The 23,252-nt window shown below is 58.9% G+C and carries 23 protein-coding genes; 11 read left to right on the top strand and 12 right to left on the bottom strand.

Annotated elements, in window-relative coordinates:
• The first annotated feature begins 44 nt into the window (after nt 1-44).
• The 8 genes from D3Z90_RS00730 to D3Z90_RS00695 all read left to right on the top strand — a co-directional run bounded on the left by D3Z90_RS00730 (nt 45) and on the right by D3Z90_RS00695 (nt 7,076).
• A complete protein-coding gene (locus D3Z90_RS00730) occupies nt 45-1,493 on the top strand; it encodes an SUMF1/EgtB/PvdO family nonheme iron enzyme (protein WP_136478857.1) in 1,449 nt (482 codons plus the stop codon).
• A gap of 70 nt (nt 1,494-1,563) precedes the next feature.
• Nucleotides 1,564-2,250 (top strand): hypothetical protein, encoded by a 687-nt coding sequence (locus D3Z90_RS00725; RefSeq protein WP_136478856.1) that lies wholly within the window; start codon nt 1,564-1,566, stop codon nt 2,248-2,250.
• Between the two features lie 9 nt (nt 2,251-2,259).
• Complete coding sequence (locus D3Z90_RS00720; protein WP_136473954.1) at nt 2,260-2,763, top strand: hypothetical protein; 504 nt, start codon at nt 2,260-2,262, stop codon at nt 2,761-2,763.
• A 45-nt stretch (nt 2,764-2,808) separates the two neighbouring features.
• The gene (locus tag D3Z90_RS00715) at nt 2,809-4,236 is read left to right on the top strand and encodes a VWA domain-containing protein (protein ID WP_136473953.1); all 1,428 of its coding nucleotides are present in this window, start codon (nt 2,809-2,811) and stop codon (nt 4,234-4,236) included.
• 12 nt (nt 4,237-4,248) lie between these two features.
• On the top strand, nt 4,249-5,514 hold the full coding sequence (locus D3Z90_RS00710; RefSeq protein ID WP_136473952.1) for a VWA domain-containing protein: 1,266 nt from the start codon (nt 4,249-4,251) through the stop codon (nt 5,512-5,514).
• A 107-nt stretch (nt 5,515-5,621) separates the two neighbouring features.
• A complete protein-coding gene (locus D3Z90_RS00705) occupies nt 5,622-5,975 on the top strand; it encodes a DUF4190 domain-containing protein (protein ID WP_136473951.1) in 354 nt (117 codons plus the stop codon).
• Nucleotides 5,976-5,990: 15 nt separating this feature from the next.
• Entirely contained in the window at nt 5,991-6,455 is a 465-nt protein-coding gene (locus tag D3Z90_RS00700; RefSeq protein ID WP_136473950.1) for a DUF805 domain-containing protein, read from the top strand.
• A 180-nt stretch (nt 6,456-6,635) separates the two neighbouring features.
• A complete protein-coding gene (locus D3Z90_RS00695) occupies nt 6,636-7,076 on the top strand; it encodes a CBS domain-containing protein (protein WP_136473949.1) in 441 nt (146 codons plus the stop codon).
• A gap of 16 nt (nt 7,077-7,092) precedes the next feature.
• On the opposite strand, the gene D3Z90_RS00690 is transcribed toward D3Z90_RS00695, so the two are convergent.
• The 3 genes from D3Z90_RS00690 to D3Z90_RS00680 form a co-directional block, all read right to left on the bottom strand.
• Nucleotides 7,093-7,731, bottom strand: coding sequence for an NADH:ubiquinone oxidoreductase subunit N (locus D3Z90_RS00690; RefSeq protein ID WP_136473948.1), 639 nt, complete (start codon nt 7,729-7,731; stop codon nt 7,093-7,095).
• Nucleotides 7,732-7,802: 71 nt separating this feature from the next.
• Entirely contained in the window at nt 7,803-8,045 is a 243-nt protein-coding gene (locus tag D3Z90_RS00685) for a DUF2789 domain-containing protein (protein WP_136473947.1), read from the bottom strand.
• A 61-nt stretch (nt 8,046-8,106) separates the two neighbouring features.
• A complete protein-coding gene (locus tag D3Z90_RS00680) occupies nt 8,107-8,565 on the bottom strand; it encodes an aminoacyl-tRNA deacylase (protein WP_136473946.1) in 459 nt (152 codons plus the stop codon).
• 102 nt (nt 8,566-8,667) lie between these two features.
• On the opposite strand from D3Z90_RS00680, the gene D3Z90_RS00675 reads away from it, so the two are divergent.
• Nucleotides 8,668-10,053: a nodulation protein NfeD gene (locus D3Z90_RS00675; protein ID WP_136473945.1), complete on the top strand. Its 1,386-nt coding sequence runs from the start codon at nt 8,668-8,670 to the stop codon at nt 10,051-10,053.
• A 2-nt stretch (nt 10,054-10,055) separates the two neighbouring features.
• Nucleotides 10,056-10,808, top strand: a complete 753-nt coding sequence (locus D3Z90_RS00670; RefSeq protein ID WP_136473944.1) for a slipin family protein — start codon at nt 10,056-10,058, stop codon at nt 10,806-10,808.
• A gap of 34 nt (nt 10,809-10,842) precedes the next feature.
• On the opposite strand, the gene D3Z90_RS00665 is transcribed toward D3Z90_RS00670, so the two are convergent.
• The 6 genes from D3Z90_RS00665 to D3Z90_RS00640 form a co-directional block, all read right to left on the bottom strand.
• Nucleotides 10,843-12,261: an efflux transporter outer membrane subunit gene (locus D3Z90_RS00665; RefSeq protein WP_136473943.1), complete on the bottom strand. Its 1,419-nt coding sequence runs from the start codon at nt 12,259-12,261 to the stop codon at nt 10,843-10,845.
• Entirely contained in the window at nt 12,258-13,133 is an 876-nt protein-coding gene (locus tag D3Z90_RS00660; protein ID WP_136473942.1) for an HlyD family secretion protein, read from the bottom strand. The genes D3Z90_RS00665 and D3Z90_RS00660 overlap by 4 nt, the downstream gene beginning before the upstream one ends.
• A complete protein-coding gene (locus D3Z90_RS00655; RefSeq protein ID WP_136473941.1) occupies nt 13,130-13,342 on the bottom strand; it encodes a DUF1656 domain-containing protein in 213 nt (70 codons plus the stop codon). The genes D3Z90_RS00660 and D3Z90_RS00655 overlap by 4 nt, the downstream gene beginning before the upstream one ends.
• Nucleotides 13,339-15,429, bottom strand: a complete 2,091-nt coding sequence (locus D3Z90_RS00650; RefSeq protein WP_136473940.1) for an FUSC family protein — start codon at nt 15,427-15,429, stop codon at nt 13,339-13,341. The genes D3Z90_RS00655 and D3Z90_RS00650 overlap by 4 nt, the downstream gene beginning before the upstream one ends.
• Entirely contained in the window at nt 15,426-15,878 is a 453-nt protein-coding gene (locus D3Z90_RS00645) for a MarR family winged helix-turn-helix transcriptional regulator (protein ID WP_136473939.1), read from the bottom strand. Before D3Z90_RS00645 ends, D3Z90_RS00650 begins: the two co-directional genes overlap by 4 nt.
• A gap of 87 nt (nt 15,879-15,965) precedes the next feature.
• The gene (locus tag D3Z90_RS00640; RefSeq protein WP_136473938.1) at nt 15,966-16,790 is read right to left on the bottom strand and encodes a tetratricopeptide repeat protein; all 825 of its coding nucleotides are present in this window, start codon (nt 16,788-16,790) and stop codon (nt 15,966-15,968) included.
• Between the two features lie 206 nt (nt 16,791-16,996).
• Here D3Z90_RS00640 and D3Z90_RS00635 point away from each other — a divergent pair, with 206 nt between their 5' ends.
• Nucleotides 16,997-18,016, top strand: coding sequence for a YafY family protein (locus tag D3Z90_RS00635; protein WP_136473937.1), 1,020 nt, complete (start codon nt 16,997-16,999; stop codon nt 18,014-18,016).
• Nucleotides 18,017-18,067: 51 nt separating this feature from the next.
• Here D3Z90_RS00635 and D3Z90_RS00630 read toward each other — a convergent pair whose 3' ends face one another.
• The 3 genes from D3Z90_RS00630 to D3Z90_RS00620 are packed head-to-tail and all read right to left on the bottom strand — an operon-like array spanning nt 18,068 to nt 22,965.
• On the bottom strand, nt 18,068-19,429 hold the full coding sequence (locus tag D3Z90_RS00630) for an HlyD family type I secretion periplasmic adaptor subunit (protein WP_371922302.1): 1,362 nt from the start codon (nt 19,427-19,429) through the stop codon (nt 18,068-18,070).
• 1 nt (nt 19,430) lies between these two features.
• Nucleotides 19,431-21,587 carry a type I secretion system permease/ATPase gene (locus D3Z90_RS00625; protein WP_136473935.1) on the bottom strand — a complete coding sequence of 719 codons (2,157 nt, stop codon included), beginning with the start codon at nt 21,585-21,587 and terminating at the stop codon, nt 19,431-19,433.
• Nucleotides 21,588-21,627: 40 nt separating this feature from the next.
• Nucleotides 21,628-22,965, bottom strand: coding sequence for a TolC family outer membrane protein (locus D3Z90_RS00620; RefSeq protein ID WP_136473934.1), 1,338 nt, complete (start codon nt 22,963-22,965; stop codon nt 21,628-21,630).
• Nucleotides 22,966-23,252: the final 287 nt, after the last annotated feature.

Below are 23,252 nucleotides of genomic sequence, written 5' to 3'. Positions count from 1 at the left end.
TTAACGCTTCAGCCGCTGCCTGGGAAGAAAAACATTTCAACCCGATGCCCGACGCCGATGACGTGGTGCTGCCGATGCCCTGCGAAGGCTCGATGGTGTTTCGCAAAGTGCTGATCCCGTTGGCCGGGCCGCTGGATGACTACCCGATCAACATTGGTCAGGACAGTGCCGAGTGGGGCTATGTAGAACAGACTCGCCCAGCCTTTATCTCGGGCAGTTTCACCACGGCCAAGGGCGAAAAGTCTCGTTACTACCTGATGGCCAAGTACGAGATGACTCAGCTTCAGTATCAGGCTTTGACTGAAGACAACTGCCCGACGCCGTCGAACAAACTACGCCTGCCGGTGGTGTCGATCAGTTGGCTGGATGCACTGCAGGCTGCGGACAAGTACAACCGCTGGCTGCGCACCAACGCCGCCAGCAAACTACCAAGTGAAGACGGCGCCCAGGGCTTCCTGCGCCTGCCCACCGAAACCGAGTGGGAATTCGCTGCCCGTGGCGGCCTGCAAGTGAGTACCGCGGAGTTTCGTGATGGCCGCTACCCTATGCCGGAGGGCCTGAACGCCTACGAATGGTTTGCCGGCGCGCAATCGTCCAACGGCAAGTTGCAGTTGAGTGGTTTGCTCAAACCCAATCCGCTGGGCTTGCACGACATGCTTGGCAACGCCAGCGAGATGATGTTCGAACCCTTCCGCCTTAACAAGCTCGACCGTCAGCATGGTCAAGCCGGCGGTTATGTCGTTCGCGGTGGCAACTTCCTGACCGCTGAAGGTCAGTTGCGCACGGCGCTGCGCCAGGAAGAACCCTACTACAACGCTCAGGGCCCGGTAACCAAGAAAACCAACGGCGTGCGCCTGGCCATGGTCTCGCCGACCCTCACCTCCCGCGAACGGGTCAGCAGCATCGAAAAAAGCTGGAGCAAGCTGGGTAACGATCAGCCGTCCGCCGACCCAAAGGACAAAGGCACCGTCAAAGCGCTTGAAGAGCTGGCATCGAGCGTTGAAGACCAAGGCCTCAAGGACCAGCTCAAGACTGTGGAAAACCAGCTGCGTGCCAGCAACCAGCAGCAACAGGAAGCCCGCGACCAAGCGATTCGCGCCAGCCTGAACCTGGGTGCCTTCCTGTGCACCAAGATGCTCGATGACGGCCAGTACCTGGACTTCCTGCAGAAAAACTATGCCGCCAACTGCAAGGCTGGCGAGGAAGATCCTACCTGCGGCATGCGCAAATCCAAGCTCGACGAGCAGAGCGATCGCCTGCACAAGCTCAGCCGTTACTACGCCAGCTCACTGGTGGACTCCGGCTCGCTCTACGGCCAATCACTGCTCGAAGCCCAGGTGCCGGTGCTCGAAGGCGTGTTGACGGCCAACAAGAATCTTTCGGAACTCAAGCCTTACCTGACGACACATTGGGCCAACCAGTCGGCGTTCCTGAAAACCCAGAAGATCGACATCAACGCCTGGCTCAAGAGCTGCAAGGCCGTAACTCACTAATCAATAGCGCACAAGGAAAGCCAACGTGAACACAAACAAGCCGGGTATTTCGCGGGTATGGATCGGTCTGATGGTTGCATTCAGCCTGGTGCTGAGCGGCTGCGCCAGCACAGGCAGCTCGCTGCTCGGCGACAGCGGCGCCGACCCGCGCTTGACGTCGGGTAACGACGCCAAGTTCTTCAGCGCCTCCGGTTATCAGGCCTGCGCGGTAGCCGCTGCAGGTGGCATTTTGGTTTGCACGCTGTCCAACTCGGGCAACAAGGCGGTCTGCGCCGTGGCTGCGGGACTGGCCGCTTGTGGCGTGGCCATGGGTGCCAACTACTACCTGGATGATCGTCGTGCCAAGTATGCCGACACCACTCAACGTCTGAACGTGATGAGCGCCGATGTGCAGAAAGAAACTGCCAAGGTGGCTGAACGTACCAACACCCTGCAGCGCGTTATCAATGACGACAAGCAACAGATCGCCGACATCCAGCGCGATATCAAGGCCAAGACTGTCGATAAGGCCAAGGCTCAGCAGAGCATCGTCACCATCGACAAGAACCTCGATCTGATGCGCAAAGACGTCAAGAATATGCAAACCCGCATCACTGAGTTCGAGAACGTCGCCAAGCTCGAGCGTGAAAGTGGTTCCGACCAGGTTGAAGTACAGAAGGTCGAATCCGAGATCGCCAAGATGAACACCAAGGTTGCATCGCTGCAAAAAGAGGTCGATGGCCTCTACGACCAGCGCTCGGCAATCACTCTGGGCTGAGGACAAGGCATGTTGGTAAGAATCGGTTTTTGCGCACTGCTGCTAGGTACCCTCGCCGGCTGCGCAACCACAGCGTCACAGTGCACGGCCTCCGACAGCAGCGCCAGCCTGATCAGTAAGCTCAACTGCGACTACGGCGGCGGTTACGCCGAGCAAGTGCGTAACAGCGAGCAGGATCTGGTCGCAGCCCGTGAGCAGAATCGCCAGTTCAACCAGGTCTATGACGAGCTCAGCGCCCTGCAAGCTTCGACGCGCCAGGACCTGGCCACTCAGCAGCGCCAACAGGCAAACCTGCAAAAGTCGCTCAATGGACTGCTGGCCACCCTCAAGGCGCGTCACGGCAACAAGAGCGATGTGCAACAGCAGATCGCCGGGCTGGAACAGCAGCTCAAGGCAGGCCAAGGCGCTCCGGCAAAAAACGCCAGCAGTGCCCAGATCGAAGCCCGCAAGCAAGAACTCAAGGCCCTGCAGCAGCAGGTTAGTCGCCTGCAGTTGAGTTTGGGTTACGAGTAAGCCCCATCGGCAGCTTCGGCTGCCGTACTTTTTCAGGATTTCATCATGCAGCGGGTTACCCGTGATGCCGGGCCGGACCATTCCGGCCTGGCCGATCTCGTCCAGACAGTCGCGATCATTACCAAGCATTTTCCTGCAAGTGTCGCCCAACTCTACGCCAAGCCCCGTGCAGGCCGTGACGGAGTGCGTGAGTGGTGGACGGAGCTGGAAGGACAGCCACGCTTGTACCACGAGCTCAATGCCGAGCAACAAACGGCTTTGTTGGGCGTGTACGAGCAGCGCCAGGATGCTATTGGACAATTGGCCGCTGAACTGGAGCAACGCGGGCAAACCAGCGACGCGTCGGCACTGCGCCGCCTGATCGGTCCGGCGAATCTGGATAACCTCTACAGCGTCAATGGCTACCCGTTGCTGGTACGGTGGGATGCGCCTGTGGTGGTGGCCACTCCACCGCAACCCTTGCCACCGGTCGTGCCGGCAGCCAAGCCTCGGCGGCGCTGGATTTTCTGGCTGCCGTGGTTTCTGTTGCCCTTGCTAGCGCTGCTGGCGCTCCTGGCAGCGCTATGGTTCGACTGCCCGTTCCTGCGCCAATGGTTCGGGCATAACCTACAACCGAGCGCAGTGGAACAGCCGGTGATCAACAGCGAATCTGCGATAACGCCGACACCTGAGTTGCCAGTGCCGACTCCAGAACCTGAACCTGAACCTGAACCTGAACCTGAACCTGAACCTGAACCTCCCGTGGTGCCCGAGCCTCCGCCGGTTGCCAAGCCCAAACAGGCCGAGGCAAGCGCATCGGCAAAGCCTGCTGTATGTCGCAAGTACACGAACACTCAGCCCCCTCAGTTGGCGGTCGTATTTGATACCTCGGGGTCTATGAACCTCAGTGTCGATGCCTCTTTGAAGGATGAGAGGTGGTTCTTCAGGAACCTGGACAACCCCTTCGCCGACCCTGCGATCTTCGCCAGAATCACTCAACCACCTGTACGCATGGACGTGGCCAAGCAGTCTCTGACGCAAATGGTCAAGGACCTGCATCCGGCCATCGACATGCGTCTGGTGACATTCGATGGTTGCCGTACCCCCGTTGACCACGGCGTGTTCGGCAAAGCCCAGCGACCTGCGCTGATCCGCGGCATCCAGGGTCTTAAGGCCGACGATGGCACCGCGCTGAGCGCAAGTCTGGAGATGGCTGCCAGCAGCATGAACGGCCGAGATCGCGATGGGGTGATTGTCATGTTTGCCGACGGCGAAGATGGCTGCGGTCGCAACATCTGCGAAGTCGCGCAGCGCATTGCCCAGGACCAGCCGCGCCTGAAAATCAACCTGATCAACATCAGCACCAACAGCCTGGCCGACTGCGTCGCTCAGCGTACAGGTGGCCAGGTCTACTCGGTGAACAACGCTTCACAACTGGACATTGCTATCGAGCAGGCCAGCCAGGAAGTTTCCGCCAATACCAACTGCGAGTAGAGACGCACTCACATGCAGCGAGTCATACGTGATACCCAGGCCAGCCAGGAAGCAGCCGCAGCGCTGGAACAGACAGTCGCGCTGATTCGTCAGCACTTTCCACCCAGCATTGCCCACCTGTATGCCATACCGCGCCAAGCGCGCGACGGTGTGTTGGAGTGGTGGTCGGAGCTTGAAGGCCAACCTCACCTCTATACCAGCCTTGAGCGCCAGCAGCAGGCCGAACTGCTCAGGCGCTATGAAGAGCGCCAGGCAGCGGTGAAGCAACTGGCCCACGAACTCGAACGACGTGGGCAGACTGCAGCCGCTCAAGCGCTGACCAAGCTGGTTGGCGAACCCGACTTGAACAATCTGTACAGCATCAATGGCGAACCGCTGGTGGTGCGCTGGGGGCAGCCACAGCCACAGCCGGTGCCTGCGGCGGCCGTGCCGAAGGTTGCTGCGCCTGCGCCTCGGCCGGCATCAGCGCCACCTCGACCGACAGCGCCGCGTCGACCGTTGGTACTTTGGCCGTGGCTGCTGGGGTTGCTTCTGCTTGCCCTGCTGTTCGCGTTGTATCTGTGGTGGCCTTCCTTGCGCCAGTTGTGGGCGACAGTTTCATCGCAGAACCAGATCTGCACCCCGACAACGAACTTTCAGCCTTCGGAATTTACCGTGGTACTCGACACGTCGGGTTCCATGGATGAACGGATCAGGGTCAAACGTGAAGGCGAACAGTGGTACATCACATTGCTGCGCAAGGTCCCCTTGGTCGAAGAGTTTCTGCCGTATGACAGTAAGCAGCGAGTTACACGCATGGACGTGGCCAAAAGCTCATTGAGCACCGTGATCCAGAATCTGGAGCAGGGAATCGATATGCGCCTGGTCACCTTCGATGGTTGCCACTCGCCTCAGGACCATGGCGTATTCGACCCCGGCCAACGCAGCAATCTGATCGAGCGCATCAACAGGTTGCAGCCTCAAGGCGGAACCGCATTAGGCACCAGTCTGGAAGCCGCTGCTTCCCACATGAACGGCCGCGACCGCGACGGCGTGATCATCATGTTCGTCGATGGTAGCGACAGCTGTGGTCAGAGCGTGTGCGCAGTTTCGCGCCAGATTGCTGAGCAGCAACCACGCCTGCGGGTCAACATCGTCAACATCAGCGCCAGCACCGGCTCCAACTGTGCCGCAGAGAACACTGGCGGCCGTGTGTATACCGCCAACGATGCCGCCGCCGTGGCCGCCGCATTGCAGGAAGCCAGCCTGGAGGTTTCAAACGTGTCCGGCTGCAATTGAGCGTCGAATTATCATCGCCATTATTTCGCCACCACGGAAATAATTGGTAAACTTTGCTTCCAATTTCTGCTGCCGATACGCAGCAGAAACCCGCAAAAGGATTTGTCATGACAATGGTTTTTTGTCGCGGTTGCGCCAAGGAAATACATGAAACGGCGCCCACCTGCCCTCAATGCGGTGCATCTCAGTTCCTGCAAGCCCCAACCTCAGCGGCCACTGAAGTGTCGCCGTGGATGGGCATTGTTTCGCTGATTCTCGGCATTCTTTGCGTCCTGTCCTTGTTCGATATATCTGACTGGGACAGTGACACCGTCGCTGGACTCTCGGTGTTTGCCATCGCCAGTCTGGTTTTAGGCGTCATCAGCATTGCCCAGCGACAGCCCGGCAGCAACATGGGCATTGCCGGCGTGGTCATGTCGGGCATTTCGCTGTTTGTGTTTATTGGATATTCAATTAATTAACGTGAGGGATAACAAATGAGTATGGTTTTTTGCCGGGGCTGCGCCAAAGAGATCCACCAAAGCGCCGTCGCCTGTCCACAGTGCGGCGCGCCGCAAGCTTTCAACCGCAGTACGCCGGCTTCGACAGCAGCAGTTGCGCCTGAGCAAACAGGTAACTGGTACATCGCCGTACTGAAGAAGTACGCCGTATTCGCCGGCCGCGCGCGCCGCAAGGAATACTGGATGTTCTTCCTGATCAACTTTTTGATTGCCTGTGGTATTGCCACTGTCGAAGCGCTGCTGGGAATGAACGCAACCCTCTCCAACGTGTACTCGCTGGCGATGTTCATACCCGGCATCGCCGTTGGTGTTCGTCGCATGCACGACAGCGACCGTAGCGGCTGGTGGTTGCTGCTGCCATTCGTCAATATCGTCTTCCTGTGCCTGGACAGCACCCCGGGCGCCAACCGTTTCGGCCCGAACCCGAAGGGGATCGCATGATCATTTAATGATCAGCTTGTCGACTAAAAGCGGCCTTTCCTGGGTCGCTTTTTTGTTTGTGCGCCGACCAATGACGTTTTTCAATCGCCTCGATGCCGCTTTCTCCCTTGCCCTGCGGCCATCTGTACACGATTCTGTAGGTATCTGCCGTCAACAACTCCCAGCATTGCAGAGGCCTCTATGAAAACCGTGGCACAGCTCCTGAAAACCAAAGCCCAGCAGCATCATCAGGTTCATACCATTGGCCCGAATCACATGGTGCTCGATGCGCTGAAGTTGATGGCCGAAAAGAACGTCGGTGCCCTGCCGGTGGTCGAGGGAGGTCAAGTGGTGGGTATCGTCAGTGAGCGTGACTACGCACGCAAAATGGTGCTCAAAGGCCGCTCGTCGGTGGGCACGCCGGTCAGCGCGATCATGAGCGCCCCGGTGATTACGGTTGATCCGCACCAGAACGTCGAGTTTTGCATGAACATGATGACCAACAGCCACTTGCGCCACCTGCCCGTAGTGGAAAACGGCGAGTTGCTGGGCCTGCTGTCGATTGGTGACCTGGTAAAAGAGGCCATCGCCGAGCAGGCCAATATGATTCAACAGTTAGAACAGTACATTCGCGGCGACTAATGGGTCGCGACACCGATCAGCGGTACTCGCCCTCCAGCTCATCGAGCTGGTGGTCGAAGCTGCGCAGGCGTGCCGACCAGGTGTACACCAGTACTTCCAGATCGCGGTTAAGCACCGCCGCACCGCGTCCGCTGCTTTGCTGGGAGTCGCACAGGTCCAATTGATAGCGCTCACGGGCCATGGCGGTGGCCACGGTAGACAGCTCGCGGGCGTTGTCCAACCAGTGACGGCGCAGATCGTGGGTTTCCTTGTCCAGCTCCCGGCACTGGCTCTTCAGGGCTTCAAGACTTTGCTCCAGCGGTGTGCCTTCCAGCTCGCCCATAACCTCCTGGAAAGTGCGCCCCGGCTGCCAGTAGCTGCCCCAGAAGTAACGGTCGAACACTGTTTCAACGCGACGCAGGGCAACTTTGGTATTCCAGATAGCTACCAGCGTGCGACCCTGTGCAAGCTGGCGCCTGCTGACCCGCAATTGCTGCCAGGCGATCCAGGCCAGGGCCGTAAGCGCGAGGGCACCAATTACTCCACCTGCTGCGTATAGAAATACCAGTGCCTGATTGAGTTGGTAGGCCTCTTTGACACCATAGAAGTAACCGACGGTCAGCAGTCCCAAGGCGCTCAAGGCGCACCAGAAACCAACTGTGTAGGGATCTTTCATTGGCACTATCCCCTTGTTGTTTTTTTCTGAGCATAGCAACGCCGAACGTCGGTATCAGTGCCACTGAGCGTTTATTTTTTCGGTCGCCGAAGCGCCTCGTTCAGTTGGTCGAAAGGCACCGCCCAATCGGCGTCCTCAATGACACTTTCTTGCAGAAAAGCCTTTTGCGCCGGGGTCCAGAACGGTGCATCGACCAGCTTTACATCGCCCTTGAGTGGTGAGTGACTGGTGATGAACTGGTCGATTCCGACGGGATCGTCTGGTAGCCCAAGTTGTTTGAACAGTTCCGAGAACTTGTGGTTAGGTGCTTCCATGGGGCACTCCTGTTAGCCAGGCTGGTCGTCTACGACGCCAGGTCTGGCAGTGGGTTGATCATCAACAAACCTCACGCACTTCGGCGTTCGGCACCAGTTTCAGATACTGCGACATGTTCATGTGGATCAAATGATCGTGATCCCCCGCCTCTACGTAGATATCGCCTTGGCGGGTGAGCGTCGGGTCAACCAGCATCTTGATCGAGTAGGCGTCTCCCATTGCCGGAATGGCGCCTCGCTCACAGTCGCCGAACAAGTGTGGCAGGTTGCTTTCCGAGGTCATGTGCCACTGACCGGTGGCCTGCACCTTGCTCATGTCGAGGTGACGATTGGCCGGTAGCACGGCCATCAGATAGTTGCCGTGACGGTCGTCGAGCATGACGGACTTGGCCACCCTTTCCGCTGGCACACCAGCCATACGGGCCGACTCAAGGCTGGTGGATGAGTGGGCATGAGGAACGATGTCGTAATCGCAGCCCGCCGTGTCGAGGCAGCGCTGCAGGGTTTTTGCCATACGCATGATGCACCTCCAGATACAGCTCCCCCAGTGATGAAGTTTAGGCCCTGCTGCTGTGGGCCGCGGACTAAACTTATTGGACACGCACAACTCGGGTGAATTCAGGTGATCGCTCGCTGGTGTCGGCAGCTGCTTGTGCTGCTCTTGCTCGGCGCATTGCCTGGCGGACAAGCCGCGCCCGGCAACCCGGTGTTGGTATTGAGTATTAACGACGCTATAGGTCCGGCCAGTGCCGACTATCTGATACGTGGTTTCGCGCAGGCCAGGTCCGAGCAGGCCCAGCTTGTGGTGATCCGCCTCGACACGCCAGGCGGGCTGGACAGCTCGATGCGGGAAGTTATCAAGGCCATTCTGGCCAGCCCCGTGCCAGTGGCCACCTTCGTCGCCCCCGGCGGGGCCCGAGCGGCCAGTGCTGGCACCTATATTCTTTACGCTAGCCATATAGCAGCCATGGCCCCCGGCACCAATCTAGGCGCTGCGACGCCGGTGCAGATTGGCGGCCTGCCCGGTGCACCCAAAGACCCAGGCGCACCGCCTGCTACGCCGACCGGCGACAAGCAACCTGCGCCGAACGAACAAGACACCTTGACGCGCAAACAGGTCAACGACGCTGCGGCCTATATCCGCAGCCTGGCACAGTTGCGTGGACGCAATGCCGAATGGGCGGAGCAGGCGGTGCGCGAGGCCGTGAGCCTGCCAGCCAACGAAGCCTTGCGCCTGAAGGTAATCGACCGCGTCGCCAACGACCTGCCCGACTTGATGCGCCAGCTCGACGGCAAATCACTGGAGGCCGCTGGCCAGACCGTGCAATTGCACACCGCTAACGCTGCGCTGATCGAGCGCCAGCCAGACTGGCGCACACGCTTGCTGGCCGTGATCACCAATCCCAACGTCGCGCTGATTCTGATCATGATGGGTGTGTACGGTCTGATGTTCGAGTTCATGAGCCCTGGCACTGGGGTAGGCGGGGTTGTCGGCGGTATCTGTCTGTTGCTGGCGCTGTACGCCTTGCAGTTGCTACCGGTGAGCTACGCCGGGGCCGGTCTGATTCTGCTGGGCGTAGCGTTCATGATTGCCGAGGCATTCATGCCCAGCTTCGGCGTAGTCGGCTTTGGAGGCATCGTCGCCTTCGTCGTCGGTGCGGTGATCCTGATGGACACCGATGTGCCCGGCTACGGCATTGCGCTGCCGTTGATCCTGTTCCTGGCAATATTCTCGGCCTTGCTGCTTGGCGGCGTGCTGGGGGCGGCCATCAAGGCTCGAAAACGTGCGCTGGTGAGCGGCGATGCCGGGCTGATTGGAAGCCTGGCGACGGTCATGGCGGTCAACGACAGCGATCCGTTCATCGGCTCGGTACAGGCACAGGGTGAGCAGTGGCAGGCGCAGAGTCAGACACCGCTGCAAGTGGGGCAACACGTGCGAGTTATCTCACGCAAGGGCGTACTTTTGGACGTCAGCGCAGCAGCAGAAGCTGTGGCGCAAGGAGAGTGACTATGTTTTTCGAACTGGGCATTGGTGCGCTGCTGGCATTTACCGCCGTGCTGTTGCTATCGGCGTTTCGTATCCTGCGCGAATACGAGCGAGGGGTGGTTTTCCAGCTCGGCCGTTTCTGGAGAGTCAAGGGGCCGGGGCTGGTACTGCTGATCCCGGGTATCCAGCAGATGGTCCGGGTCGATTTGCGTACTGTGGTGCTGGATGTACCGCCGCAGGATGTGATTACCCGCGACAACGTATCGGTGAAGGTCAACGCCGTTATCTACTTTCGCGTGCTCGACCCGCAGAAGGCGATTATCCAGGTCGAAGACTTTCTCATGGCTACCAGCCAACTGGCCCAAACCACACTGCGCGCAGTGCTCGGCAAGCATGAGCTGGATGAGCTGCTGGCCGAACGCGAACGCCTGAACCTGGATATCCGCCAGGTGCTGGATGCACAAACCGATGCCTGGGGCATCAAGGTCGCCAATGTCGAGATCAAGCATGTTGACCTCAATGAGTCGATGATCCGTGCCATTGCCCGTCAGGCTGAGGCCGAGCGGGAACGGCGAGCCAAGGTGATCCATGCCGAAGGGGAGCTGCAAGCCTCGGAGAAACTGATGCAGGCAGCAGAAATGCTTGGGCGCCAGCCGGGGGCCATGCAACTGCGTTACATGCAAACGCTGGGAAGTATTGCCGGGGACAAGTCGTCGACCATCGTCTTTCCGTTGCCGATCGACTTGCTTAAAGGGATGGTGGAGAAGGAGAAGTAGTGAGTGGGGGCGGGATCGCAGGGCGAGCCCGCGCCTACCGGCCAGGTTCGGCTGACCAACCACCACCCAAGGCCAGGAACAGGCGGATTTGGCCCATCGCTACCTGGGTATTGGCCATTGCCAGTTGTGCGCGCATGTCGGTGTAGGTGCGTGTCGCTTCCAGGTCTGCCAGGAAGGATTCGCGACCGGCCTTGTAGAAGCGATGTGTCTGCTCTGCTGCCTGTTGCGCCGATTGTTCCGCTTCGAGCAAGGCATCACGCCGCTGCAGCAATGCACTGTATTGCGCCAGACTGGTCTGGGTTTCACGAATGGCGTTGAGCACCACGCCGTCAAAATGCGCCAGCGCCGCCTGGGTGGAGGCTTCAGCCTCACGGATTCGCGCCCGCGAGCCATTGGTTGGCACAGTCCAGGTCAGCAGCGGGCCAAAGCCCCAGCGATTGGTTTGAGGCTCTCCGAGGTTATCCAGGATACCAATGGTGCCAACTTGCGCTCCGATGCTGATATCCGGGTACAACTGGCCGGTAGCCACGCCGATGGTTGCAGTGGACGCTGCCAATTGGCGTTCCGCCTGACGAATATCTGGGCGACGCTTGAGCAATGCGGCGCCATCGCCTACGGGCAGAACCTGGGCGATATGCGGCAGCTCGGCACACTCGGCCGTACCTGTTGGCAACTGCGCCACCGGCTTGGCCAGCAACATCGACAGGGTATACAGACCCGCTTCGCGTGCGGCGTGGTAGCGTGGCAACTCGGCTCGCAGCGACTTGAACTGGGTTTGCGAACGCGTCACTTGGGTTTCGTCGCCTCGTCCGGCGTCACGCAAGCGTTGCGTCATGGTCACACTCTGCTCCTGCAAATCCAGAGATTCGCGCGCGATGTGGTATTCCTCGTTGGCCGCACAGACCTGGGTGTAGGCACGCACGACGTCGGCCACCACGGTGATGCGTGCAGTGTCGGCAGCGGCCTGGGTTGCATCGGCATTGGCCTGGGCCGCTTCCACCCCACGCTTGAGGGTGCCCCACAGGTCGAACTGGTATGAGGCACTGATGATTGCCTCACCGATATTCGCCACGGGTACTTTCTCTGGCAGCAAGAACGCTTCGCCAGACTCTTGCAAGCGCTGGGCGCCGAGCTTTACACCACCGTTGAGCCCGCCCTGGGACTGGGCCTGTTCGACCTGGGCGCGGGCACGGCTGATGTTGGCCGTGGCCACACGCAGTTCGGTATTGGCGGTCAGTGCTTGACTGACCAAGGTGTTGAGCCGCTGGTCGTGATACAGGTGCCACCAGTTTTGCGGCACCGGTGCAGAAACCACGCTGTCGGCGTCCTGGCGCAAGTTACCTTGCAGGTCAGCACGCTGGATTGCAGCGTCTTTGGGCAGTTGATAATCCGGCCCAACCATCTGGCAGGCCGACAGCATCAGGCTTAAACCCAGCAGTGGAAGGCACTTCATTGCGCGTTACCGTCGATGATGGAAACCGTGGCGGTACGTCCGGCAATCATGCGAAAGTCCGCGGGCACTTCGTCGAAGGCAATGCGCACCGGAATCCGCTGGGCCAGGCGCACCCAGCTGAAGGCCGGGTTGACGTTGGGAAGCAGGTTGGCACCGCTGGTGCGGTCACGGTCTTCGATACCGGCAGCAAAGCTCTGCACATGGCCACGCAAGCGAGTGTTGTCACCCATCACCCGAATGTCCACCGCCTGGCCAATTTTGATGCCTCCCAGTTTGGTTTCTTCAAAATAGCCATCGACATGGTAGGAAGCGCTGTCGACGACGGCCAGCACCGGCTTGCCGGCACTGACGAACTCGTGCGCACGCGGCGCGCGGTCATTCAGATAACCATCCACCGGACTGCGCACTACCGAGCGATCGAGGTTGAGTTGAGCGGCGTCCACCGCCACTTGCGCCTCGGCCATTGCCGCCTGCGCACGCGCTTCCCGGGACTGGCTTTCCTCGAGCTGCTCCTGCGCCACCAAGTTGCCCAAACCACGGTTGCGCCGCGCCTCGCGCTGGGCCTGGGCCAAGGTTTCCTTACGTTCAGACAGGATGGCCTGGGCATGACGCAGCGCCAGCTTGAAGCGGTCCTGGTCGATGGTGAAAAGCACGTCGCCGCGCTTGATCATCTGGTTGTCGCGCACCTCGACCTGTTGGATTAGCCCGGAAACGTCTGGAGCAATCTGGATGACATCGGCACGGATATGCCCATCGCGTGTCCACGGGGCGAACATGTAGTACATGACCATCTGCCAGACCAGTACGGTCGCCAGTGTCACAACCAGCAGGGTCAGGACCACACGGCCCAAGGTCAATAAAGGTCTTTTCATGGCAGCATCAGGTTTCGGCAAAAGTGATCGACCGTGCCGAGCAGCACGGCGTATAGCGCAACGTTGAACAACGCCCGGTGCCAGACCAGGCGGTAGAAATGCAAACGGGTGAGCAGCGCGTGCACCCCAAGAAACAACAGGTAGGTGAGGACCATCATCACCAGCAACGTGGGCAGAAATACCCCGCTGATATCCAGTTCACCGATCACAGGGGGGCTCCATCGATGCCATAAGGCAGTTGCGGCTTGTCATCAGACGGCTCCAGCACCACTTCCACACCAGGCAGCAGAGCCAGGCGTAAGCCGCTCAAGGCGTGCAACAGGTGAATTCGGGTTTCGCCACTGTCGGCCAGGTCGTTGAGATTGAGAGCCCTGCGGGCGCGTTCCATGCTCTGCAGCAGTACTTCGGGCGCATGCAGACGGCGGCGAGCATCCAGACAACCCTGAAAGTGCTCGCCCACCTCCTCCACGACCTGCTGCAGCAAATGCCGCGGCCCCACGTCAACCCGAGGCATGTAGGCAAGCAAATCGAGCAGGTTCAAACCCACGCGCAGATCACGCAACGCTGACCCCGTGTCCTGACCGGTCTGGATTAAACGTGGCAGGTGTTGCATCAAGCGGTCGAGCATCTGTACGCCCAAATAACGATGTTCGGCCAGCGTCGCTGGACGGGTCATGCCAACGATGTCCCTCCAACTGAAGCGCGTCAGCCGCTTGGCCGCCAGTTCCACTCCGAACGGGCGCATCACCAACGTCCAGATAAACGCGAACAGCAACCCCACGGGCCCGGCCAGGTTGGAGTTGATGAAGGTCAGGAAGTTGGCATCGTAAGCGCCCTGGATACTGATGAACGAGGCTGTGTTCACAATGGTCAGCAAGGTGCCAAGGTAGAACTGCGGTTGTACCGTCAGGGTTCCGACGCAAATGAAGGGAATGGCGAAGGCCAGCACCAGCATCGGAAAGTCATGCAGGTTGGGCAATACCAGAAACAGGTAAAGGCTAGCGAACACAACAGACAGGGCGGTCCAGAAGAAAAACCGGTAAATCTGTGGAGCAGGATCGTCCATCGCCGCAAAAAAGCTGCAAGCGACGGCAGCGAGAATCACCGCACTGCCGCCATCATTCCAGCCTGAAAGTATCCACAGCGTGGTCGCCGCAATAATTGCCGTCACCGTGGAAAACACTGAATAGAGCATCAGACCACGGTCGAAGAACGGCGTCAGGCGACCCAGGCGCCAATGTCGGTACACAGCCCGCCACGGCGACAAGTCTTCGTTGCGAATGGCGTGTTGCAGGCTGCAGCAGTCTTGCCACAGGTCGACCCATTCGGCCAGGCGGTAGAGCGCATTGGACAGCAACAACGCCGGGCGCTCATCGAGGTCCGCGACACTGGGCTGCAGGTGTTCAAGTTGAGCCCGAAGAGCCGACCAACGGCTGGGGGACGCGTCGCTGGAAGTGCTTTTCAGCCATTCACGGGCCTGCTCCAGTAACGGCTGCAACTGCTCGGCCTGGGCCGGTGCGCGGGCCTCCAAGGCCAGCAAGGCATCGTCCAGGGCGTCGACCACGGGCAGTAGGTGGATCATGCGCCCGCGCAGCTCACGAGCATTCTTCACCGTCTGCGGGCGCGCGCCCTCATGCGACAGTTGCCCGATCATCAGCTCCAGCGTGTTGAATGTGGTCACCATCGAAGCGCGCAAGGTGCCGACCGTGTCGGTGGACGCGGTGCGGGCAAGAAAGGTATCGCTATAGCGGATTGCTTCGTTGAACCAGTTACCTGTGGCGCCAACGACTACCGGGGTTAAACGCCGTGGCCAGAAAATAGCGCCAACCACTGCAGCGCAGACAATGCCCAGACAGATTTCCTGGGCCCGGGACGATGCGATATCGAACACCCGCAACGGATCGTCGACTACGGGCAGGGCAATCATCGGCAAGGTGTAGCCCGCCAGCATCAAGGCATAGCTGTTGGCGGTACGCAGGTGCAACGAGAGAAACAACAAGGTGCCAGTCCACAAGGCAATGGCCACAGTCAGCAGTAGTGGTGTCTGTACCAGCAGCGGGACCATGAACACTGCACCTGCAGCACCCAGCAAGGTGCCCATTGCGCGGTACAACGCCTTGGAGCTGGTGGGGCCGACAAAGGGGCTGGAAACGATATACACCGTGGCCATGGCCCAATAAGGCCGGGGCAACTGCAACAGCAAAGCGATGTACAACGCAATCATCGAGGCGGCGAACGTACGCACACCATAGAACCAGTCGCGAGCAGGCGGCAGGGAACTGAAAAAGCCCTTCACACCAGCACGCCCGGCGTGCGTTGCGCTGCCTGTTCGAAGGCACGGATGACGCGCAGGGCTGACAACAGATCGGCCTCATCGATACCCTGCAGCACATCGCGACGCAGTCGCACCAACTCATCTTCGATGGTTTCGGCCAGGGCGCGGCCACTTTCAGTCAGGCTCAGCGCTTTGGCGCGGCGATCGACAGGGTCTTCAGTGCGACAGATAAGCCCAGCGCTGCACAGTTGATTGAGCAGGCGTACCAACGAGGGGCTTTCAAGGCCAGCTGCATGGGCCACCGCCACCTGATGCACGCCATCACCCAGGCGCACGATCATCAGCAACGGGATGGCGCAGGCTTCGGAAATACCGTAGCCAGCCAGGGTCGCCTGACAGATCCGCCGCCAGTGCCGACCGGCCACCACCATTCCGCTGCTGATAGTGCGTTGCAGTGCATCGAGAGTCATGAAGGGAAGGCCTTCGCATATTCATAGTTTGCTAACTATCTATATTCTTCGATCGACGCCCTCATCGTCAAGTGCGGCTGACCGGCGTCAAGCTCCGGGCTGAAGTTGATCGTCCAGCTTCATGGTCAAGGCAAGCGAGCTTCCCATATGGATGGCTTGATCACGCCAAAACAAGTAGCGCAAGGCATCATGAGAAACACTGAAGTGCACCGCCAGCTCTTCTGCGGCCTGCATGACCCCAGCCACTGCTGCCAGCTCCAACCAGTACACGCCAGCCTTGTGGTCGGCTGCAACGCTCTGCCCGTGCAACAGCCGATAGCCCACTTCAAAACGGCAACGCGCATCGCCGCTCTGGGCGCCGCGCGAAAACCAGCTGTACGCCATTTGTAGATCAACGCTCCAGGTCTGCAAGTCGCCGTCGCAGATCTCCTCTTCATAGAGATCACCCAAGGCCGCAGCCGCCTGTTCCAGGCCGCGCTCGAACGCATGCTGGTAGTACTCGGCCGCGCTGGCATAGGCGACCTCGACCCCCTTGCCGAAGTAATACTGCTGGCCGAGGTTGAACCAGGCCACAGCGCTGCCTTGCAATGCCGCCATACGCAACAGATGCCCGGCCAGTGGGGTGTCGGCGCGCCAATATTTTCCATTCAGCCAGATCCAGCCCAGATCGTTGAGCGCCGCGACACTGCCGTCCAACGCCTGGCTGCGCAGATCGCTGTACAGCGCCTGCAGATCCGAGGCTTCTTCGAGGCGACTGATCAGGAGGAAGCTTTCGCCCAACGCTGCCCGCTGACTGGGCATGCCCACGCCAGCGTACATCCGCTCCAACTGGCCGGTTCGACCCGACACAGGAGTGATTCGCTCAGGCAGCAGACGCTCGAGCAGTGGGTAAATATTGCTGGCAGCCGACATGTTCATCCTCGTTGAACAACCCTCCCAAACGCTGGCGGGTGTAATGAGGCGTGATTCTGCGCAGAGCCACGACAAAACCTGTCGCGAACGATTCGGTTGAGGCAAATCAACGGCTTCATCCTTGATCTAATAGTTAAATGGCCAATTGCCATAACTCGCCACTGAGACCATGCTACAACCGCAAGCCTAGACAAGGACGTTATCTTTTGCCCTCCGCAACCACCCGTGCCACTCTCAGCCGTCAATGGGAGTTACTGCGCCAACTGCCCAGCCGCTCACCAGGCATTACCAGCGCCGAGCTGGTAGCTCGCCTGCAAGATGCCGGTTTTCCCATCAGCAAACGCAGTATCGAGCGCGACCTCAACGAGTTGTCGCTGATCTTTCCGCTGGAGCGTAATGACAAGAGCATTCCCTACGGCTGGCACTGGGCAGCCAACGCCTGCATCGAACTGCGCGGCATCAGTATCAGCGAGGCTTTAAGCCTGGCGCTGGTCGAAGAAGCCGTGCGGCCCTTGCTGCCAAGCAGCATGCTCAAGGTGCTCGATCCACGCTTCAGCCATGCTCGGCAGAAGCTTGAACATCTTTCCGGTGCCAACAAGGCGGCACGCTGGCTGGACAAGGTCGCCAGTGTACGGGCAGACATGAATATGCAGGCCCCGGAAGTGCCGGACAGTATTCTGGAGACCCTGCAACAAGCGCTGCTCGAGGAGTACCAGTTGCACTGCCAGTACTACTCAGCGCACACCGATAAGGTCAGCGAGTTGACCCTCAATCCACTGGCATTGATCCAGCGTGGCCAGATCAGCTACCTGATCGCCACCGCTGCGCCCTACAGTGATATTCGCCAATTCGCAGTACATCGCTTTCGCCATCTGCGCGTGCTCGGCAGCGCAACCGAAGGCTTGCGCGACTTCGACCTGCAGGCCTACTTGCGCAGTGATGCTCTGCAGTTCGGGGATACCGACAAGATCGAGTTGCAGGCCTGGATCAGCGACAACCTGGCACGCCTGGTACGTGAGACCCCGCTGTCAGCGGATATGCAGCTCATCAAGCTGGAACAGGGTCATTGTCTGCGAGCCACCGTGAGCAACAGCTGGCAACTGCGCTGGTGGCTACTGAGCCAAGGCGACGGTTTGATCGTCGAGCAGCCCCCGACCCTGCGCCAGCAAATGGCTGAAACCCTGAGTAACGCGGCCGCCCAGTACCAGGCGGCGCAGCAGGCCTGATTCAACAAGCGCTCAGACTACTGCCGCGTTGCCCAAGATCGCGGGGCAGGCTTAGCGCTCGCGCAAGGCCTCGGCGCGGGCGCGGATGATGGGTTTGAGCAGGTAGCTCAGCACGCTTTTCTTGCCCGTGATGATATCCACCGAAGCAACCATGCCAGGGATGATCAACAAGGGCTTCTCGTCTGAACCCAGGTGACTGCGCTCCGTGCGCAGTTTGATCACGTAGAAGGTGTTGTTGTCTTCATCGGTGATGGTATCGGCGCCGATCTGTTCTAGCTTGGCTTTCAAACCACCGTAGATGGTGAAGTCGTAGGCCGTGAACTTGACCATGGCTTCCTGGCCCGGATGCAGGAACGCAATGTCTTGCGGACGAACACGGGCTTCGACCAGAAGGGTGTCGTCAAGCGGTACGATTTCGACCAGGTCACTGCCAGGCTGGATAACGCCACCGACGGTGTTGACCAACATTTGCTTGACGATGCCGCGCACCGGCGAAGTTACCAGGGTTCGATTGACGCGATCGTCCAGCGCCTTGCCTGTGGCCTTGGCCTTGTTCAGGTCGGTGCGCGCCTCGTTGAGCTGGGTAAGAGCATCGCTGCGGAACTTGCCGCGGGTCTCGTCAATCTTGCGCTCAACTTCCTTGATCGCCGACTCGGCTCGCGGAATGGCCAGCGAGGTGGCATCGAGCTGGCCGCGGTTTTCAACTTCAGCGCGTTTCAACCGCAATACTTCAACTTGAGAAATTGCGCCTTGGGCCACCAACGGCTCGGACATGCTGATTTCCTGGCGCAGGAGCTGCAGGCTGTTGCGATACTGGGCCTGCTTGGAACTGAACTCACGCAGCTCCTGTTGACGCTGTACCAGTTGCTCATGCATTCCGCCAAGTTCGTCCTGTAGCTGCTGACGCCGGCTCTGGTACAAGGCTTCTTCGTTGGCTGCCTGGCTGGGGACAGCTTTGCGAATTTCTTCGTCAATTTTCAGCGCACGGTCTTCGACCTCCGCGCTCAGGCGCTCAACACGCAGGGCCATCGCCAGGCGGTCAGCCTCGGTCTCGCCGACGTTGGAAACAAAACGAGTGTCATCCAGGCGCAGCAATGGCGCACCTTCTTCGACAATCTGGCCTTCTTTGGCGTAGATCTGCGCAACGATGCCGCCTTCCAGGTTCTGGATTTTTTGCAGTTTGGAGGAGGGAATTGCCTTGCCTTCACCGCGAGTGACTTCGTCAATAATTGCAAAGTGAGCCCACAACCCCAGAAACAGGAAGAATGCGATCACCCCCCAGATGGTCAGGCGCACGATACGCGGCGCATCTTCGATGAGCGCCTTGTTGACCTCGGGAAGCGGCTGGCCACTGAGGGATTCCGAGCCTTTGAAATATTTGCGCAGGCTTTCCTTGAACTGCCCCATATCCATCTTAAGCAACACTGATCTGCCCCTTCTTCAGCGCATCCATAACGGCGGCTTTCGGGCCATCCGCAACAATCTGTCCCCGATCAACCACAATCAAGCGATCGACCAGTGACAACAACGATGCCCGGTGGGTGACCAGGACCACGGTCTTGCTTTCGATAATGGCTTGCAGGCGTTGCTTGAGGCGCTCCTCACCGGTGTTGTCCATCGCACTGGTAGGTTCGTCGAGCAGCAGAATCTGAGGATTGAGCAGCAATGCACGGCTAAGTGCGACGTTCTGACGTTGCCCACCAGAAAGGTTCTGGCCGCGCTCCCCTACTTGCAGTTCATAACCTTGGGGATGCAAACGTGCAAATTCATGAACACCAGACAGCTCGGCCGCCTGCAGGACCATCTCGTCTTCGACGTAACGCGCACCACTGACCAGGTTGTCGCGCAACGTACCGGCCATCAATTGAATATCCTGGGGGACGTAGCCAATGTTGTGGCGCAGTTCGCTGACGTCGATCTGGCGGATATCCACGCCATCGATCAGCAGCGACCCTTTATCAGCTTCGTAAAGACCGACGATCAACTTGGCCAGCGAACTTTTACCCGAGCCGCTACGACCGATGATGCCGATTTTTTCACCTGGGCGAATCGTCATATTGACGCCCTTGAGGGCTTGGTTTTGCTGATTCGGGTAGGTGAAGTCAACGCCGCGGAATTCGATTGCGCCCTGCAGAACCTGACGGCTCAGCGGACGTTCCTCGAAGTTTCGTTCCTGGGGTAGCTCCATCATCTGGTCAGTTGAAACCATGGTGACTTTGGCCTGCTGATAACGCGTAAGCAAACCAGACAGTTGGCTCATCGGGCCCAGGGCGCGGCCACTGAGCATGTAGCAAGCGATCAGGCCACCCATGCTGAGGTTACCGGCGATAATCTGGTACACGCCGGCGCAAATCAGCGCCACGCCCGCCAACTGCTGGATAAGCAAGGTGATGTTCATCGCCAGGCCAGAGAGCACCTTGACCCGCATCTCCAAGCGACTGAGGGTGCCGATGGTCTGCTCCCACATGTACTGACGTTCGCTTTCGGCATTGTTGACTTTAACCGCGTCAAGGCTTGCCAGCGTTTCGATCAGGCTGGATTGACGCTCCGAAGCCAGGGCCATGGTCTGTTCCAGCGTCGCCACCAACGGCTTCTGCAGGGCATAGCCGATACCCAGGGCCAGCGGGAAGGCAATAATCGGAATCCACACCAGATGCCCGCCGATGATGGCAATGACCATCAAGATCAACAGCGTGAACGGCAGGTCAATAAGGCTGGTAAGGGTTAGCGAAGCGAGGAAATCGCGCAGGCCCTGAAATTCATGAATGTTCTGAGCAAAGCTGCCGACCCGCGCCGGACGGAACTTCATCGCCATGCCGACGATGCGCTCGAAAAGAGTCGCAGAAATGATCAGGTCGGTCTTCTTCCCCGCAAGGTCAAGGCACAGGCTACGCAGGCTCTTGAGTATCAGGTCGAAGACGTAGGCACCGCCAATGCCGATAGCCAGCACCCACAACGTCGAGGTCGCCTGGTTGGGCACCACGCGGTCGTACACGTTCATGACGAAAAGCGGTGCGGCCAAAGCAATCAGGTTGATCACCAGGCTTGCAGCGATGGCATCGATGTATAGCCAGCGGCTGCGCTTGAGCGTGTCACGGAACCAGGATCGCGCGCGCGGTATCAGGTTGCCGTGATTAACGTCGAACTTGTGCTGCGGTTGAGCGAAGAACACTCGACCGCTGTAGTCAGCCTGCAACGCATCACGGCTGACATGCACCTCGCCGCCGTCACTCTCACTGAGCAACAGCCGCGCGGTGTCATCATTCTCCCAGCCGAGCAACACCGTGCTGCGACCATCCTTGAGCAGCAGCATGGCCGGCATGGCAATGCTCGGGATCTGCTCAAGCTTGCGTTGCAGCAAGCGCCCCTGTAGGCCGGCACGGGCTGCTGCACGAGGCAGCAATTCCGGGCTCAGGCGCTGGGCGGGCAAAGGTAGACCGGTGGTCAACATCGCCCGGCTGGCAGGCTTTTGATGCAGAACGCAAAGCGAGAGCAGGCTGTCCAGCAACGGATCATCGTGCTGGCTGCGTGGATCATGACTGAGTTGAACTCGACTAACTTCTGATTCCACGCGGCTTCTCTTGGTAAATGCGGTTGGGGGTAACTGAGCCTCAGTTCATACCTGGCAGGCTCACTTGGGGCTTCAAATCGTTCTGCACAACAGTTGCCATTGGCGCTACAACACCCTGGCTCTTGAGCAGTTGGCCAATGGTCGCCTTGATTCGATACTGAGTAAACACTTGAATGTACTTCACCTCAGTCAGACGACGCTGGGCGGTGAAGAGTTCGTTTTCACTATCGAGCAAGTCGAGCAGCGTTCGCTCGCCAAGGCTGAATTGCTTCTGATACGCACTGCGCACGTTGTTGCTGTAATCGACATATTGCTGGGCAATCGGCAATTGCGCGTTGGCGTTATCCATAGCATTCCATGACAGGCCCAGTTCTTCATTGAGCTGGCGCAAAGCATTGTTGCGGATGTCCAGAGCCTGATTGGTCAGGTAGGACTTCGATTCCAGGTCGGCCTTGTTGCTGCCACCGGAATACAGGTTGAAGCTCATACGCAGCATAGCCTGCCATTCGTTATTGTGGCCGTTCGCACCATCAATATCGTTATCTGCCGTCCGTCCGAGTTCTGCATCGAAACGTGGATAGAACGTAGACTTGGCGGCTTCATATTGCTTTTCTGCCGCTGCGATGTCGGACTCAGCCGAACGCAGAATCGGGCTGCTTTCGACCATCTGATGGCGAGCTTCATCAAGGTTGGCTGGCAGCATGTCGATAAACGGTGCAGGTGCGCTCAACTCATCGGGCATTTCACCCACCACGCTCAGGTAGTTGGTTTTTGCATCCGCCAGGTTGGTTTGCTCGGTGATCAGGTTGTTCTTGGCTTGGGCCAGACGCGCTTCGGCCTGGTCGAGGTCAGCCAGACGCCCAACGCCGCGGGTGGTACGCAGTTTGATCTGATCATAAATACGCTCGTGACTGCGCAGGTTGTCTTCGGCCAGACGCACCATTTCGCGTCGAGTCAGGACATCGAGATAAACCTGAGCTACGGTCAATGCCGTGCGCTCGGACGAACCAAGCAAGGAATAGGCACGAGAGTTAACGGTGGCTTGTTGACGCCCTACTTCGCTGGAAGTAGCGAAACCGTCAAAAACCATTTGGCGCAGACGCACGCTTGATTCACCCCGGTTGAGAGTCTCCCAACGGTTGCCGGTACTTGGGCTATCGGTCCCTTCGCGGCCGTACCCTGCCAGCACATCGACCTTGGGCAGATAGCCGCCCTTGGCAGCGCGCAATTGGTAGTCAGCAGCGATACGGCTATTGACCCCAGCCTGGATTTCCGGATGCACTTCCAAGGCTTTCTGCATGGCCTCTGGCAGCGTCTGTGCCTGAACAAAGCTGGCAGCGAAAGCGAATGGAACAGCGGTGAACAATAACGCGCGCATTAGAATTTTTTCCTAGGGACCTCTTGTCCCAGATCACAGCAAAAGAACGTTGCTGCATTCGAAAATGGCAACCAAGTAGACGTTCTGTCGGAAACTTCCGAATGGGTACTCGAGCGTACGTAGGAAGGGTGGAAGCCGCTTAAATATCAATGTGACATTACGGTGGTGATTGTTTAGGATGGCAGCAGGAAGGTCAATAGTTTGGCATAAAGTTAATAGCCAAAAATTATAGACAAGTTTTTGACGCAATAAGCGTCAAAATAACATTTGAAGCATTCCAAAGAAGA

The organism is Pseudomonas sp. DG56-2 (assembly GCF_004803755.1).
GTDB classification, from domain to species: domain Bacteria; phylum Pseudomonadota; class Gammaproteobacteria; order Pseudomonadales; family Pseudomonadaceae; genus Aquipseudomonas; species Aquipseudomonas auratipiscis.
Note: the sequence above shows the minus strand (reverse complement) of the source record. Positions and strands in the feature narration are given on the sequence as shown.

Excerpts from the sequence above, each read along its gene's own strand:
- D3Z90_RS00730 (WP_136478857.1), top strand. The coding sequence starts at position 45 with ATGCCCGACGCCGATGACGTGGTGCTGCCGATGCCCTGCGAAGGCTCG.
- D3Z90_RS00725 (WP_136478856.1), top strand. The coding sequence starts at position 1,564 with ATGGTTGCATTCAGCCTGGTGCTGAGCGGCTGCGCCAGCACAGGCAGC.
- D3Z90_RS00720 (WP_136473954.1), top strand. The coding sequence starts at position 2,260 with ATGTTGGTAAGAATCGGTTTTTGCGCACTGCTGCTAGGTACCCTCGCC.
- D3Z90_RS00715 (WP_136473953.1), top strand. The coding sequence starts at position 2,809 with ATGCAGCGGGTTACCCGTGATGCCGGGCCGGACCATTCCGGCCTGGCC.
- D3Z90_RS00710 (WP_136473952.1), top strand. The coding sequence starts at position 4,249 with ATGCAGCGAGTCATACGTGATACCCAGGCCAGCCAGGAAGCAGCCGCA.
- D3Z90_RS00705 (WP_136473951.1), top strand. The coding sequence starts at position 5,622 with ATGACAATGGTTTTTTGTCGCGGTTGCGCCAAGGAAATACATGAAACG.
- D3Z90_RS00700 (WP_136473950.1), top strand. The coding sequence starts at position 5,991 with ATGAGTATGGTTTTTTGCCGGGGCTGCGCCAAAGAGATCCACCAAAGC.
- D3Z90_RS00695 (WP_136473949.1), top strand. The coding sequence starts at position 6,636 with ATGAAAACCGTGGCACAGCTCCTGAAAACCAAAGCCCAGCAGCATCAT.
- D3Z90_RS00690 (WP_136473948.1), bottom strand. The coding sequence starts at position 7,731 with ATGAAAGATCCCTACACAGTTGGTTTCTGGTGCGCCTTGAGCGCCTTG.
- D3Z90_RS00685 (WP_136473947.1), bottom strand. The coding sequence starts at position 8,045 with ATGGAAGCACCTAACCACAAGTTCTCGGAACTGTTCAAACAACTTGGG.
- D3Z90_RS00680 (WP_136473946.1), bottom strand. The coding sequence starts at position 8,565 with ATGCGTATGGCAAAAACCCTGCAGCGCTGCCTCGACACGGCGGGCTGC.
- D3Z90_RS00670 (WP_136473944.1), top strand. The coding sequence starts at position 10,056 with ATGTTTTTCGAACTGGGCATTGGTGCGCTGCTGGCATTTACCGCCGTG.
- D3Z90_RS00665 (WP_136473943.1), bottom strand. The coding sequence starts at position 12,261 with ATGAAGTGCCTTCCACTGCTGGGTTTAAGCCTGATGCTGTCGGCCTGC.
- D3Z90_RS00660 (WP_136473942.1), bottom strand. The coding sequence starts at position 13,133 with ATGAAAAGACCTTTATTGACCTTGGGCCGTGTGGTCCTGACCCTGCTG.
- D3Z90_RS00645 (WP_136473939.1), bottom strand. The coding sequence starts at position 15,878 with ATGACTCTCGATGCACTGCAACGCACTATCAGCAGCGGAATGGTGGTG.
- D3Z90_RS00640 (WP_136473938.1), bottom strand. The coding sequence starts at position 16,790 with ATGTCGGCTGCCAGCAATATTTACCCACTGCTCGAGCGTCTGCTGCCT.
- D3Z90_RS00630 (WP_371922302.1), bottom strand. The coding sequence starts at position 19,429 with ATGGATATGGGGCAGTTCAAGGAAAGCCTGCGCAAATATTTCAAAGGC.
- D3Z90_RS00620 (WP_136473934.1), bottom strand. The coding sequence starts at position 22,965 with ATGCGCGCGTTATTGTTCACCGCTGTTCCATTCGCTTTCGCTGCCAGC.